We start from the raw sequence: 14,714 nt of genomic DNA on the forward strand, positions 1-14,714 counted from the left end.
CTACTTTGCGACCCCTGGCCCCTGAATAAACAGCGCCATAGATTCAAGATGCCCGGTGTGGGGAAACATATCCAACATTCGCACCTGAGCAAGACGGTAACCGGCGGCTAATAACACCTGACTATCTCGTGCCAGCGTAGTGGGATTACACGAAACATACACCACCCGCTTTGGCGCCAGCTTAACTATATGTGACATGACCCCGGGCGCACCTGCGCGGGCGGGATCTAATAATACTTTATCGAACCCTTGAGCAGCCCAAGGCTGACAACTGATATCGGATTCCAAATTTTCATGGAAAAATGACGCATTGGGTAGCGCGTTATTGAGTGCATTATACTGCCCATTCGCTACCAGCGCCGCAACTCCTTCCACACCGACCACTTCTCGCGCCACCTTTGCCAGTGGCAAGGTAAAATTGCCCATACCACAGAACAGATCCAACACCCGCTCATCTGGCTGAACATCCAACCAGGCAATAGCCTGCGCCACCATTTGCTGGTTAATGGCGTCATTGACTTGAATAAAATCTCGCGGATGAAATCCTAAGCGTAGACCCTCTATCTGGTAATAGGGTTCCTCACCGAAGAGTTTTTCCAGATTCTCACTGTCACTGGCCAAATAAACGGCAACTTGTTCTCGTTTTGCAAAATCAGTCAGCGCCACACGATCTACCTCTTTAAGGGTATCAAGGTGACGTAAAACCAGCAACGGCCCATTGTCAGCCAACACTAACTCCGCATGCCCTAAACGACGCACGGCGTGTAAGGTTGATAAACATTGATAAAGCGGCTGTAGCAGGCGCTCCAGCTCAGGCCGCAGCACCGGACAACGCGTCACACTGACTAAGTCGTGAGACTCGGTTTGGTGAAATCCCATCTGCAATCGCTGCCGCTTTGGCTGATAGAGCAGCCCTAACCTTGCCCGCCGTCGATAGCCATACTCAGGCCCACAAATCACAGGGGCCAATTCTGGACAAACACCGGTCTCGCGAACCATTAAGCGCTGGAGCGAATCGGCTTTACTCTGCTGTTGTAATTGGCAACTGGCGTGTTGTTGTTGGCAGCCTCCACAAATTCCAAAGTGGGGGCAAGGGGGAATGACTCTTTCGTTACATTTGTTCAATAAACGTTTAAGTTTACCGCGGCCATACTGGCGTTTTTGTTCAATCAGCTCAATTTCAGCTTGCTCTCCCGGCAGAACTCCCGGAATAAAGATAGTTTTACCTTGGTGGCGCGCGACCCCCTGCCCAAATGGGTCAAGAGAGTCAACTGTCACAGTTATTGTTTGTTTGGTCGTCACACGCCGGTTTGGAGAGTAGAATTGCGCCATATTGATTGATCAAGTATCGGTTTCGTAAGCTGCTAATTCTCCCACATTGGAATACCATGACCAAATACAGTCTTCGCGCGCGCATGATGATTTTAATCTTGGCCCCCACGCTGCTTCTTGGGCTGTTACTCAGTACTTCCTTTATGGTTAACCGCTATAATGAACTGCAAAAACAACTGGTTAATGCAGGTACCAATATTATCGAACCGCTGGCGGTAGCCAGTGAGTACGGAATGACCTTTCGCAATCGCGATACCGTCCGTCAGTTAATTAATCTTCTCCATCGCAGACATTCGAATATTGTCCGGTAAATATCCGTTTTTGACGCAGATAATAATCTTTTTGTCACTTCTAACTATAATTACAATTCCTCACAATTAAGGTTACCCAAGGGTGACGTCATCCCCAGCTCACTGATGCTTTCCTATCGTGGTGACTCCCTAATTATGCGAATGCCGATTGTCTCTGAATCGAATCTCTCCAGTGATAGAACATCAGATTCGGATATCACGAATCGACCATTGGGCTATATTGCGATGGATTTGGATTTACAGTCAGTACGCTTGCAGCAATATAAAGAGATCTTTATTTCAACACTGTTGCTGTTGTTCTGCATGTGTGTGGCGATTTTGTTTGCTTATCGCCTGATGCGGGATGTCACCGGCCCCATCCGTAACATGGTGAATACCGTTGACCGCATTCGCCGGGGGCAATTAGACAGTCGTGTTGAAGGTCATATGCTTGGCGAATTGAACATTCTGAAAAATGGCATCAACTCGATGGCAATGTCATTGGCCGCTTACCATGAAGAAATGCAGCAAAATATCGACCAAGCCACATCGGATTTGCGTGAAACGCTAGAGCAGATGGAGATTCAAAACGTCGAATTAGGTTTAGCAAAAAAACGAGCGCAGGAAGCGGCACGTATTAAGTCTGAGTTTTTGGCCAATATGTCACATGAATTACGAACCCCGTTGAATGGAGTGATTGGCTTTACCCGCCAAACATTGAAAACCTCGCTGACACCAACACAAACTGACTATTTACAAACCATTCAACGGTCGGCCAATAATCTGTTATGCATCATTAATGACGTTCTGGACTTTTCCAAACTGGAAGCTGAAAAACTGGTTCTTGAGCATATCCCTTTTCCACTTCGAGGTGCGCTGGATGAGGTCATTATTTTACTGGCACACACCGCTCATGAGAAAGGTCTGGAGCTGACACTGCACGTCAATAATGATGTACCTGAGCAGGTGGTTGGGGATGCGATGCGTTTGCAGCAAATCATCACAAACTTGCTGGGTAATGCGATTAAATTCACCGAACAGGGCAATATTGACATTCTGGTGGCCGTTCAGTCCAAAACGGCGCAGCAAGTCACGATTGTGGTAGAAATTCATGATACTGGCATTGGTATCTCTGAATCTCAGCAAGCCCAATTATTCCAAGCATTTCGTCAAGCCGATGCCAGTATTTCACGCCGTCACGGCGGAACGGGGCTTGGATTAGTGATAACCGAAAGATTGGTTAAAGAAATGGGTGGCGATATCAGTTTCCACAGTCAGGTCGATCGCGGTTCTACTTTCAGATTTCATCTCACACTGGATCTCAACGAAGCGATTCTATACCGCTATCCTGATATGTCGCACCTTGAGGGCAAGACGTTAGCTTATGTAGAACGCAATGCCACCGCTGCCAGAGCGACACTGGATATTCTGAGCATCACACCGCTAGAGGTCACTCATAGCCCAACATTGGCTCAGTTGCCCAAGCAGCATTATGATTTTCTGCTGGTCGGAGTGCCTATCCCGTTCCGCAACAATATGGCGGTTCATCAGGATAAGTTGATCACTGCAATGCAAATTTCGGAGCAAGTTATTCTGGCGCTACCGAGTCAATCGCAAATAGAAGCAGAGCAACTGAAACAAATTGGCGCCAAAGCTTGCATGATTAAGCCAATCTCCTCTAACCGCCTCATTCCTTTGTTATCATATGAATCAGCCGATTGCGTATTGCCGATGATAGAGCAACCCCACAAGCTCCCGAGATTACCTTTTAAAGTCATGGCTGTTGATGATAACCCCGCTAACCTCAAACTCATTGGTACGCTGTTGGAAGAGTTGGTTGAAGAAACCGTGTTGTGCGACAGCGGGGCGAAAGCCATTGCTTATGCCAGAGAAAACACCTTGGATATCATTTTGATGGATATCCAAATGCCAGAAATCGATGGTATTCGCGCCAGCGAAGTGATTCATCAGATGTCGCATCATCAAGATATTCCTATTATCGCCGTTACTGCTCACGCCGTTCAGGGGCAGCAAGAACAATTATTAAAACTAGGAATGGCCGACTATTTGGCAAAACCCATTGATGAAGCTCGGCTGATACAGGCACTTTCACGTTATCAGCCTGATAATCCCTCACAACTCAAAGAGGAGGCAGACATCCAACCCATCGCACAATCTGAATATGAAGGGTCAATTGACTGGGTATTGGCCGTGAGACAAGCGGCAAATAAAGAGACGCTTGCCAAAGACCTCTTGACCATGTTGCTGGAGTTTATGCCGCAAGTAACAGGCCGAGTGCAGGCTATTCTGGCCGGTGCTCATGATGGAGATATTCTGAATCTAATACATAAATTCCATGGCAGTTGTGCATGCAGCGGTGTGCCGCGATTGAAGCAACTGTGTATGATTATCGAACAACAATTGCGTCAGAAAACTGACTTGCATGAGCTACAACCAGAGTGGCTTGAGTTGCTAGATGAAATGGATAATGTTCGCTATGCCGCCAAAACCTATTTAGGTACAGCCTGATATCAGCAACAGATACGAAAAGGGCACAGCGATAATCGACTGTGCCCTTTTTTATGGTATTCACACTGTTAATGCATGAATGCCTGATACTGCGTTAAAGCGGTTACTGCATCAGTAAGTACAGTGAAGTATCACCACGCTGAATATTCAGCGCCAATACCGATGGTTTGGTATCGAGGATTTTACGCAGTTCACCCAGATTCTGGACTGGCTGCTGGTTAATCCCCATGATGATATCGCCCTTTTTCAGACCAATACGTGCAGCAGCGGTGCCAGCTTTCACGCTATCGACCTTCACGCCTTTCTTACCATTAACATCAGAATTGCTCAGTTCAGCACCTTCGATGCCAGTATAGAGATTACCGGAATCAACCTGAGTCTGGCTGCTCTGCTCCAAGGTCACTTCGACATTGATAGGTTTACCGTCACGCAGCAGGCCCAAGGTCATTTTAGTCCCGACAGGCAGAGTACCAATCTCAGCACGGAAACCTGCGAAGCTGTTGATAGCTTTGCCATTCATGCTGACGATCACATCACCCGCTTTGACCCCAGCTTTAGCTGCGGCAGATTTTGGCAGTACCTGACTGATAAAGGCACCTTTCTGTGCATCTACCTTCATGGCTTTCGCCAGCTCAGAGTTCAGCTCGGTGCCCATGATACCCAATTCACCACGTTTGACTTGACCAAACTCAACCATCTGAGATGTCAGGTTTTTCACCATGTTACTTGGGATAGCAAAACCGATACCGATGTTACCGCCATCGGGTGCCAAGATTGCTGTGTTAATCCCGATCAGTTCACCATTGAGATTGATCAATGCACCACCGGAGTTACCACGGTTAATCGCGGCGTCAGTCTGAATAAAGTTTTCATAGTTTTCCACATTCAAGCCACTACGGCCCAAAGCAGAAACGATACCGGACGTTACAGTTTCGCCCAGACCATATGGGTTACCGATAGCTACGGTATAATCCCCGACACGCAGTTGATCGGAATCTGCAATTTTAATCGCAGTCAGATTTTTAAAGTCTTTCAACTGCAACAGCGCAATATCTGTGCGCGGATCTTTACCGATCACTTTCGCTTCATAGCTACGGCCATCGCTCAGTTTCACATTGATTTTGGTCGCATTATCTACCACGTGGTTATTGGTCACGACATAACCTTTAGCGGCATCAATAATCACACCTGAACCAAGTGCGCGGAAATCCTGTTTGCTTGGTGCCCCACCTTTGCTACCCGGCCCCCCTTGACACATTGGTGAACCCTGGAACGGAGAACCGTCCTGACAGAATGGTGAATCATCACCAAAGAACTGCTGGAATTGTGGCGGTATACCACCCGCTCCGGCATTGCTTACTTGGGTGCTACCCTCCACATTGATACTGACAACCGAAGGCATTACCTTCTCTAGCATTGGCGCCAAGCTAGGGAGCTGCTGGCTGCTGGAAGAAGCGGTCTCTGCCGAAACGGCAGAAGAAACTGGCCCCATGGCTAAACCGATGCTCAATGCCAATGCACTTAACACTAAAGCTGTTTTTTTCATGTATTCTGGCTCTCGCTATACAATTAATAATGAATCAATAAAATGTATGTAACAGACTTATCCCAAGGTCATTGGCGTTGTCGCGGGTTAAAGCGTACAAACCCCGATGGTCAAACTTATATCAGTGATTAGGGTGAGCGCTAACAGCAAACACCACCGCAACGTTAAGCAAAAGGGATATAGTCGTCTTGCATAGTAAGATTAAATATGGGGGATGAAGTTCAGAGAACCAATAATTAGAAAAGTAAAAAATATTGTCCGTCTTTACAAATCTATAGTTAATTAAACGGACAACTTAATTTTATTGCATACTATTCCGCTGCCATTAAACGTCGATATTCATCATAGGCATAAAGATCCGTCATGCCGCTAATATAATCCTGAATTAAGCGAGCGCGATAATAATATTCATATATCTCATGTTGTTCTGGCGATAAATTACGTAGGCGCTCAGTTGATTCGACATACGCTAACCGATGTTTAGTCGACAATTTATGGAACAAACGAGTCTCAATCGGGTACTTACGATGACTGTCTTCCGTTACCAATTGTGTAAATGCAGTTTGCGGCATAGCCAAAAGCGGGCTATAGATATCAAGCAAGCCACTGATAACTCTATATCCTTGTAATTCAAGCTGTTCTACTTCCGGGTAATTAAATACATGTTTTACTGCGACCTTTTTAAAAATTTGCAGTAATTTACATGCCGGACTGGAATCTTCTAATAACGCCTGATTAAACGAGCCAGAAAATACAGTAGGGAGGTTTTCAATAAAACGCTGTGCCGCATGGGGAACCAATTTCCCTACCGTATTGACCCGTAAATACATGAAGAATTGGTCTTCTGAACTGCGCCGTCCTTGCCCTCGACCTAATTGACGAAATGCACTGCCGACGACTTTATCGAACAAATCGCCATGTGTAATATCGCCCCACTCTTGCACCATGTGCTCATAAAGTTGTTCGACACTGAAAATATTTTTTTCAACCGCATCTTCCAAATCGGCAATGCAATAAGAAATATCATCCGCAGCTTCCATAATATAGGTCAGAGGGAAACGGTTAAACTCCCCCATATTGAGTTCACGGCGTAAATCTTTAACATAATCTTCTTCAGCAAGGTAAAAACCTGGCTTTTTCATCAGATAGTTATGGCTCGCTGGAATATCACCTGACCAATAAGCCGGTTTGGTATATTTAAGAATACAGCCCACTTGGGCGTAGGTCAGATTCAATTTTAATAAGCTATAAACCAGACGAATCGCTTGTGCATTACCTTCAAAATGGCTTAAATCATGGCGAATTTTGCTGCGCAGGATATTGAGTTCCGTTTCTCCTTCCCGCAGCCTTAATGCATTGACCAGACAGAGATCCTTGCCGCGCGGTTCAGTCCCCCCACCGTTGGGATCCATCTGTTTGGTAAACCAATTATTAATGGCTGACTCACCAAAATGACCAAAAGGTGGGTTACCGATGTCATGCATCAGACAAGCCATTTCTACAATGCTTTCAAAAGGATCAAGCAGTTTATCCAACCCATAGGCTGTGACTTTTTTATCCTGCTTAAATCTATTTAAGATCTCTTTCGCAATATAACGACCAACCTGTTGTACTTCCAGTGAATGGGTTAGCCGGCTGCGAACCGCAGCATTACGCTCCAGCGGAAATACTTGCGTCTTCTGCTGTAAACGCCGAATAGCGGCAGAGTTTACAATCCGGCCACGATCACTTTCAAATACCCGGGTAATCTCATACTCATCTTCAGCCGAACTAGGTTTACCAAATGGCCGCTGAAAACTGATTTTCTGCTTAAAGTCGATCCCAGACATTTTTCCCCCTGAGCATTTAAGTATATCCCCGAAATCATTGGTGTTGTGGCAAGCATGGAGGGGATAAGTAGTGATACCCACTCTCGGCGAAAGATGCAATGGATAACGCATGAACTGCGGCGGATTGCGCATTATCTTTGGTGAACTACCCGACTATCTTAGTTACCTGATAAACTATGCAGTTCTCATTACAGATTAATACACTCTAAAATCGGCGGGTCCCCATATGAAAGTAGGCATCATTGGTGCAATGGAAGAAGAAGTTACATTGCTGCGTGACAAAATTGAAAATCGCCAAACCTTCCAACGTGCAGGTTGCGAGATTTACACTGGCAAGCTCAATGGTGTGGATGTTGCATTACTGAAATCCGGTATTGGCAAAGTGTCAGCAGCCATGGGCACGACTCTATTGTTAGAGCATTGCCAACCAGACATTATTATCAATACCGGTTCTGCAGGCGGACTGGCCTCAACCCTGAAAGTGGGTGATATCGTGGTATCGACTGAAGTTCGTTACCACGATGCGGATGTGACTGCTTTTGGCTATGAACCAGGACAAATGGCGGGTTGCCCGGCAGCCTTCGTTGCCGACGCTGACCTCATTGAACTGGCCGAGGGTTGCATCAAAACGTTGAATTTAAATGCCGTACGCGGCCTGATTTGTAGCGGTGATGCTTTTATTAATGGCGCGGCCCCTCTGGCACGCATTCGTGCGACCTTCCCTGCCGTAGCGGCGGTTGAAATGGAAGCAGCGGCTATTGGCCATGTTTGTCACTTATTCGGAACGCCGTTTGTGGTGGTACGTGCGATTTCAGATGTCGCTGATCAAGAGTCTCACCTGAGCTTTGAAGAATTCCTCGTCGTCGCGGCGAAACAGTCAACGCTGATGATCGAAGCCATGTTAACCACTCTAGCGCAACGCGGGTAATGATGCGGTTCAGTCTTAACCCCCTACTACGAGCAACAATATTATTGTTGCTCGGTATGTTTATACTGAATTCGTTTATGTCGCAGGCAATCGCGGCAGAGCGGATTATCAGTTTATCACCCAGCACTACCGAACTGGCCTACGCCGCAGGGTTAGGTGATAACCTGGTCGCAGTAAGCGCTTACTCAGACTACCCGGAAGCCGCTAAAAAGCTTGAGCATGTTGCCTCTTGGCAAGGAGTCAACGTAGAACGGATTCTGGCATTAAAACCGGATTTGATCCTCGCTTGGCGGGGTGGCAATCCACAGCGCCCATTAGATCAATTAGCATCCTTTGGCATCCCAATTTTTTATTCTGATCCGGTTAATATTGATCAAATTGCCGATGACTTGGATAAACTGGCCCTACACAGTCCGCATCCTGAACAAGCACATCAGGCTGCGCAGCAATTGCGCAAAGAAGTCGCGGAGTTACGTAACCACCATGCGCGCAGCCAACCAATACGCGCTTTCCTGCAATTTGGTACTCACCCACTGTTTACCAGCTCCGGGCATACATTACAGAGTGAAATAATCTCCCTGTGTGGTGGCGAGAATATTTTTGCTGATAGCCGGGTTCCCTGGCCGCAAGTCAGCCGTGAGCAAGTGATAATCCGTCAACCACAAGTGATCGTCGTCAGTGGTGACGAGTCGCAAACAGACAATATCAATGCATTTTGGCGGCCCCAGCTTGCCGTACCAGTAATAGCACTTAATGAGGACTGGTTTAATCGTGCTGGCCCACGTATCCTGCTCGCCGCGAAACAGCTGTGCCAGCAAATGGCCAGCATCTCATCTCCTGTGGTGGAGTCACATTAATGTTGGTCTATTGGCTGGATATTTTAGGTACTGCGGTATTTGCTATCTCCGGTGTGTTGCTGGCGGGAAAGCTGCGTATGGATCCTTTCGGCGTACTGGTTCTTGGGGTAGTGACGGCCGTTGGCGGCGGCACAATACGTGACATGGCCTTAGCCAATGGTCCGGTATTCTGGGTGAAGGATCCCACTGATCTGGTCGTTGCTATGGTGACTTGCTTGGCCACTATTTTGCTGGTGCGGCAACCACGGCGAACGCCGAAATGGATCCTTCCGGTATTGGATGCCATTGGTCTGGCAGTATTCGTCGGTATTGGGGTAAATAAAGCCTTTGCCGCAGACGCCAGCCCACTGGTCGCTATCTGTATGGGGGTCATCACTGGTGTTGGTGGCGGGATTATCCGCGACGTTTTAGCCCGCGAGATCCCAATGATCCTGCGTACTGAAATTTACGCCACTGCTTGTATCATTGGCGGTATCGTTCATGCAACGGCATTTTATACGTTCGGGATGCCATTACAGCAAGCAATGATGCTAGGGATGGTAATAACCCTAGGTATTCGGCTTGCTGCCATTCGCTGGCGCTTAAAACTCCCAACATTTGAAATCGAGCATTAGTGGCCTAATCCCAAAGATTGATTGCCAAACAAAGAATATAATTTGTACAATACGCCTCAGTTTTGAGCTATCCGCTTACATAATGTCTTATTTTCGACTTGGTAATGCCCTTTAAATCTTCAAGTTTTTAAATAATTAGCCGATACCTCGTAGACATCCCCACTTAGCTGACTGAGTGGGACACCGTAAGTTATAGATGCTGTTGATAATTATGAAATACTCATTGCTTTATTTTTGGCTGGTATTTCTTGCCAGTCCGTCGCTCGCCCAGGGGTTGAGCGGCACAATAGATCTAAGCCTGACTATCGTGCCATCTTGTCAGGTGCAATCACCCAATCTAAATGAACACATAGCGAATGCTTCAAAAGTAAATTATCCAAAAATTCAATGTAATAAAGGGAATGGATTGATTACAGAGCCTCGAATCAGCCACTCTTTTATTGCACCAGATGGCGCACTACTTAGCAAAACCAGTACCAGCCCCATGATGCAATTGATTACTGTCGAATGGTAAGATTTAGATGTAAAAAAACCGCAACTCACTAAAGATTGCGGTTTTTTTTATCAAAAATCTGACGATAGATAGATGTATACCCAAAGCCGTTAGTATGGCTATGACTAGAGTGCTGAGGATGAAATCTATTACCCAAAACTATTGGTGCTATAGCATGGCAGCAAACGAATAAATCCCAGTGGGCTGACTGCCATCAGTGGCTCGGGTTAATGGGTGCTGCCAACACAGCTATAGTGCCAAAGATAATGAAGGAGAAATTAGATACTGAAAGAAGAACCGCACCCACAAGTACTCTTCGCATTTGGGTTAGTCACGATAAAACGTGAACCTTCAAGCCCTTCAGTATAATCCACCGCACCACCAACCAGATATTGCAGACTCATTGGATCAACGACCAGTTCAACACCTTGCTTTTCAATGGTCATATCACCATCGTTGATCTGGTCATCAAAAGTAAAGCCATACTGGAACCCGCTGCATCCACCACCGGTAATATAAACCCGCAGTTTCAGATTTGGATTTTCCTCGTCAGAAATCAGCAGTTTAACTTTTTTTGCCGCTGCCTCGGTAAACTGCAGGGGCAGTACTGTTTCGTCGCTCATACTCATTACTCCCAACCGGTGTTCGAGTTGCAGGTTACTACAATGGCAGCCTGATCTGTACCCAATAAACTATAAAAAGATAACGGGCCTATGTATCAATTATCCAATACCTGAGTAATTCATTCAAGTATTGTGGGCTAATGTTACATATTATCTACCTGTTTGAGGCGGAGTTTCAACCACAGGTTGTTGGGTTGCAGCCTCTGCTGCGGCCTGCTCTTGTTTTTGTAATGTGCGGGCTAAGATGGCTGAATACAAGGGTTTTCCCCCCATAAACTGTGCGATTAAGGTCGCCCCCAAGCAAGTCACGATCATCGGCAAAATAAGTTGATAATTATCCGTCATTTCCAGCACCAACACGATCCCGGTTAAAGGCGCACGTACTGAGGCCGCAAACAACGCCCCCATTCCGGCTATTGCAAAAGTACCTGCATCAATACCGTATTGCGGGAAAAAGTGAGCGCAAGATAAACCAAAGGCAGTCCCCAGAATGGTCCCCAAAGCCAACATAGGGGCAAATATCCCCCCCGGCGCACCCGAACCAAAGCACAGTAAGGTAGTAATCACTCTGGCAATAAAAATAAGGAGCAACATACCAATACTGAAATTACCGGCCACCGCAATAGGGATTAATGCAAACCCCCCACCTACCGCTTCGCCATGGATCAAGGCCAATAAACCACACATGCCCCCTAGCAGACCACCCACCAATACCAGTTTGCGCCAATCACCACCATGGAAACGCATGAACATATCTTGAGTGCGAAATATCAATGCATTGAATACCACTCCGACAACGCCAAAAATAATACCCAGTAACAAAAAGAGCCATAAGGTATCTAGCGAGACATCACTGAGTTTACCCACATCAATAATTGCTCGTTCGCCATTGAAATAGCGGTAAACAATAGTAGAGGTAATAACGCCGACGAACACTGCTTTGATTGAGACGAGGCTGTAGCGGAACTGGGAACGCATTTCTTCAATAACGAACAAAATACCCGCTAGCGGAGCATTAAATGCCGCAGACAGACCCGCCGCCGCACCAGTTGCCAATAGTGAGTGACGCGCTTCCGGGCTACGCAGACGGAAAATATCGACAATCATCCGTCCACTGTTCCCCCCCATTTGCACCATCGGGCCTTCACGACCTAGCACCATCCCAGCCCCTAACGTACCCAGGCCACCAATAAACTTAACCGGAATAACCCGCCACCAGCGAACCGGGCGCATCTCTTCCATCGCCCCTTCTATTTCTGGAATTCCCGAACCTCCAGCCTCTGGCGCAAAGCGGCGCACCAAAAAATAGCCCACCATCGCCAGTAATGCCGACATAATAAATGCCAATGGCCAGACTAAAATTGCGTTATCCGCGACCTTAGCCAAGGTTGCTAGCCTTTGTTGCGTGATCCAATCGACGCCACGATCGAATGCGACGCCCAACAACCCGGTCACAATCCCGACAACACCCGCCATAATAAGGATAACTAAGGGAGTTGTGTCGCGGTTAACCAGTGCATGAATAAAGCGGCCACGTTTAAGCTCTGAAATGCTTTCAGCAGGTATATTTTGCGTTGAATCAGTCATGGTTTATATGCTTATTAGTTAAAGAATAAGTAATACAAATACCCTAGTAACCTGATTCTAGCCTACCCAATCAGAATGCGCCTACTTAAACGCCGATAAAACACGCTGGTTTTAGCAGTAACTTACACCTTGATCTGCGGCACATCGCGCAAGCTAACAGTTAAATATGCCCAATCATTTGATAACCGTAGCCAGTTCTTTAGAATAAGCAGCATTGTTTATTTTCAAGGCCGATGTTAACAACACTAATATCGCCAAGCCTAATTTAGGAGCCAGTTTATGAGTAAATCCGAAAGTCTGTATGCTCAGGCAAAACAGTTGATCCCAGGCGGGGTTAACTCTCCGGTGCGTGCATTCACCGGTGTCGGTGGCGTCCCATTATTTATTGAACGTGCTGATGGCGCTTATCTGTTTGATGTGGATGGTAAAGCCTATATTGATTATGTAGGTTCTTGGGGGCCAATGGTCTTGGGTCATAACCACCCGGCGATTCGCCAAGCCGTGATTGAAGCAGTCGAGCGCGGCCTAAGCTTTGGTGCCCCCACAGAAATGGAAGTCAAAATGGCTGAGTTGGTGACAAATTTAGTGCCAACAATGGATATGGTGCGCATGGTTAACTCTGGCACCGAAGCGACTATGAGTGCGATTCGTCTGGCCCGAGGCTTTACAGGCCGCGATAAAATTATCAAATTTGAAGGCTGCTATCATGGTCACGCTGATTGTCTGTTGGTTAAAGCGGGGTCCGGCGCTTTGACACTTGGTCAACCTAACTCGCCGGGAGTTCCTGCTGATTTTGCCAAGCACACATTGACTTGCACCTATAACGATCTGGCCTCAGTACGCGAAGCTTTTGAGCAATACCCACAAGACGTCGCCTGTATCATCGTTGAGCCTGTCGCCGGTAATATGAATTGCGTTCCACCACTACCAGAATTCTTGCCGGGCTTGCGCGAGTTATGTGATGAGTTTGGTGCCTTGCTGATTATTGATGAAGTAATGACGGGTTTTCGCGTGGCACTGGCTGGCGCACAAGATTATTACGGCGTCGAACCCGATCTGACTTGTCTGGGTAAAATCATCGGCGGTGGTATGCCCGTCGGTGCATTTGGCGGTCGCCGCGAAGTAATGGATGCGCTGGCACCAACAGGCCCGGTTTATCAAGCAGGGACATTGTCCGGTAACCCCATTGCAATGGCCGCCGGTTTTGCCTGCCTGACAGAGGTTGCTCAGGTCGGTATTCATGAAACCCTGACAGAATTGACTGATTCGCTAGCCAGCGGCCTGCTGCACGCAGCAAAAGCTGAGAATATTCCACTGGTCGTTAACCATGTCGGTGGTATGTTCGGTATATTCTTTACCGATGCAGCAACGGTAACATGCTATCAAGATGTAATGGCTTGCAATGTTGAACGCTTCAAACGCTTCTTCCATTTAATGTTAGAGGAAGGCGTTTATCTGGCACCTTCTGCTTTTGAAGCCGGATTTATGTCAGTGGCACACAGCAAAGAAGATATTCAAAAAACTGTAGATGCTGCTCGCCGCTGCTTCGCTCAGCTCTAATATCAAGAAATATGTTAACCATCACCTGAATCTGGGGAGATGGTTAACATACAATTATATTCACTAGAATTGTATATAGTGAATTTGCTATTGATTAATCTTATAGAGTAATTCAGATGTTTCGATAAAGTGTGAACCACTATCACCGCTACCATTCCAACTAGGTCCAAGAGGAACTGTAGGCATATTAACCTCAACTGGACAATAATTTACTATACTATTTATCACAGGCTGAAAAACCTCTGATAAAACAGTAGAATACCCCATTAAGATATTGATGTTAAATAATAGAGTAATAGCTGAAATTAATAAGCCATAAATTGATATAACTTTAATTACTCCATTCTTGCCAACACTATTAAATCTATAATGATTTCTTGTATAATTTAATTCAGTCATATTATCTCCCTCTAATATAATGACTGCGATATAATTCAAGAATTAATACTTTAAAAGAAATTAACAAACAGATTGTTTAGTTTAACGAGAAATAGATCTGAGTAAATATATAGTCAAGTAGATAATG

The 14,714-nt window shown here is 46.3% G+C and carries 11 protein-coding genes and 1 pseudogene; 6 read left to right on the forward strand and 6 right to left on the reverse strand.

Annotated features, from left to right (window positions below; translation table 11 throughout):
* A complete protein-coding gene (rlmD, locus tag HUZ92_RS05620) occupies positions 1-1,332 on the reverse strand; it encodes a 23S rRNA (uracil(1939)-C(5))-methyltransferase RlmD (RefSeq protein WP_050100384.1) in 1,332 nt (443 codons plus the stop codon).
* 56 nt (positions 1,333-1,388) lie between these two features.
* Between rlmD and barA the strand changes: the two are divergent.
* Positions 1,389-4,151, forward strand: a pseudogene (barA, locus tag HUZ92_RS05625) (two-component sensor histidine kinase BarA).
* Positions 4,152-4,254: 103 nt separating this feature from the next.
* On the opposite strand, the gene degP reads toward barA, so the two are convergent.
* Both degP and dgt read right to left on the reverse strand, forming a co-directional pair.
* The gene (gene degP / locus HUZ92_RS05630) at positions 4,255-5,697 is read right to left on the reverse strand and encodes a serine endoprotease DegP (RefSeq protein WP_050100387.1); all 1,443 of its coding nucleotides are present in this window, start codon (positions 5,695-5,697) and stop codon (positions 4,255-4,257) included.
* 311 nt (positions 5,698-6,008) lie between these two features.
* Positions 6,009-7,526, reverse strand: a complete 1,518-nt coding sequence (gene dgt, locus HUZ92_RS05635) for a dGTPase (RefSeq protein ID WP_050100390.1) — start codon at positions 7,524-7,526, stop codon at positions 6,009-6,011.
* A 226-nt stretch (positions 7,527-7,752) separates the two neighbouring features.
* On the opposite strand from dgt, the gene mtnN reads away from it, so the two are divergent.
* The 4 genes from mtnN to HUZ92_RS05655 all read left to right on the forward strand — a co-directional run bounded on the left by mtnN (position 7,753) and on the right by HUZ92_RS05655 (position 10,439).
* Positions 7,753-8,454: a 5'-methylthioadenosine/S-adenosylhomocysteine nucleosidase gene (mtnN, locus tag HUZ92_RS05640; protein ID WP_050140485.1), complete on the forward strand. Its 702-nt coding sequence runs from the start codon at positions 7,753-7,755 to the stop codon at positions 8,452-8,454.
* The gene (gene btuF, locus HUZ92_RS05645) at positions 8,454-9,311 is read left to right on the forward strand and encodes a vitamin B12 ABC transporter substrate-binding protein BtuF (RefSeq protein WP_145580055.1); all 858 of its coding nucleotides are present in this window, start codon (positions 8,454-8,456) and stop codon (positions 9,309-9,311) included. The genes mtnN and btuF overlap by 1 nt, the downstream gene beginning before the upstream one ends.
* Positions 9,311-9,925: a TRIC cation channel family protein gene (locus HUZ92_RS05650; protein WP_025379458.1), complete on the forward strand. Its 615-nt coding sequence runs from the start codon at positions 9,311-9,313 to the stop codon at positions 9,923-9,925. The genes btuF and HUZ92_RS05650 overlap by 1 nt, the downstream gene beginning before the upstream one ends.
* A 211-nt stretch (positions 9,926-10,136) precedes the next feature.
* Positions 10,137-10,439 carry a hypothetical protein gene (locus tag HUZ92_RS05655; RefSeq protein WP_050100534.1) on the forward strand — a complete coding sequence of 101 codons (303 nt, stop codon included), beginning with the start codon at positions 10,137-10,139 and terminating at the stop codon, positions 10,437-10,439.
* Positions 10,440-10,696: 257 nt separating this feature from the next.
* Here the strand turns inward: HUZ92_RS05655 and erpA are convergent, their stop codons facing one another.
* Together erpA and clcA are read right to left on the reverse strand one after the other, a co-directional pair.
* Positions 10,697-11,041 carry an iron-sulfur cluster insertion protein ErpA gene (gene erpA / locus HUZ92_RS05660; protein WP_004706254.1) on the reverse strand — a complete coding sequence of 115 codons (345 nt, stop codon included), beginning with the start codon at positions 11,039-11,041 and terminating at the stop codon, positions 10,697-10,699.
* 150 nt (positions 11,042-11,191) lie between these two features.
* On the reverse strand, positions 11,192-12,628 hold the full coding sequence (gene clcA / locus HUZ92_RS05665) for a H(+)/Cl(-) exchange transporter ClcA (protein ID WP_050100395.1): 1,437 nt from the start codon (positions 12,626-12,628) through the stop codon (positions 11,192-11,194).
* Between the two features lie 279 nt (positions 12,629-12,907).
* On the opposite strand from clcA, the gene hemL reads away from it, so the two are divergent.
* Entirely contained in the window at positions 12,908-14,188 is a 1,281-nt protein-coding gene (gene hemL, locus HUZ92_RS05670) for a glutamate-1-semialdehyde 2,1-aminomutase (protein WP_050100397.1), read from the forward strand.
* Positions 14,189-14,275: 87 nt separating this feature from the next.
* On the opposite strand, the gene HUZ92_RS05675 is transcribed toward hemL, so the two are convergent.
* Entirely contained in the window at positions 14,276-14,587 is a 312-nt protein-coding gene (locus HUZ92_RS05675) for an E492 group microcin (protein ID WP_072087722.1), read from the reverse strand.
* Between the last annotated feature and the right edge of the window lie 127 nt (positions 14,588-14,714).

The organism is Yersinia vastinensis (genome assembly GCF_902726565.1).
GTDB lineage: Bacteria > Pseudomonadota > Gammaproteobacteria > Enterobacterales > Enterobacteriaceae > Yersinia > Yersinia vastinensis.

Bases quoted from the DNA above. Each gene is read 5' to 3' on its own strand.
- rlmD (WP_050100384.1), bottom strand. From the start codon at position 1,332: ATGGCGCAATTCTACTCTCCAAACCGGCGTGTGACGACCAAACAAACA.
- degP (WP_050100387.1), bottom strand. From the start codon at position 5,697: ATGAAAAAAACAGCTTTAGTGTTAAGTGCATTGGCATTGAGCATCGGT.
- dgt (WP_050100390.1), bottom strand. From the start codon at position 7,526: ATGTCTGGGATCGACTTTAAGCAGAAAATCAGTTTTCAGCGGCCATTT.
- mtnN (WP_050140485.1), top strand. From the start codon at position 7,753: ATGAAAGTAGGCATCATTGGTGCAATGGAAGAAGAAGTTACATTGCTG.
- btuF (WP_145580055.1), top strand. From the start codon at position 8,454: ATGATGCGGTTCAGTCTTAACCCCCTACTACGAGCAACAATATTATTG.
- HUZ92_RS05650 (WP_025379458.1), top strand. From the start codon at position 9,311: ATGTTGGTCTATTGGCTGGATATTTTAGGTACTGCGGTATTTGCTATC.
- HUZ92_RS05655 (WP_050100534.1), top strand. From the start codon at position 10,137: ATGAAATACTCATTGCTTTATTTTTGGCTGGTATTTCTTGCCAGTCCG.
- erpA (WP_004706254.1), bottom strand. From the start codon at position 11,041: ATGAGCGACGAAACAGTACTGCCCCTGCAGTTTACCGAGGCAGCGGCA.
- clcA (WP_050100395.1), bottom strand. From the start codon at position 12,628: ATGACTGATTCAACGCAAAATATACCTGCTGAAAGCATTTCAGAGCTT.
- hemL (WP_050100397.1), top strand. From the start codon at position 12,908: ATGAGTAAATCCGAAAGTCTGTATGCTCAGGCAAAACAGTTGATCCCA.
- HUZ92_RS05675 (WP_072087722.1), bottom strand. From the start codon at position 14,587: ATGACTGAATTAAATTATACAAGAAATCATTATAGATTTAATAGTGTT.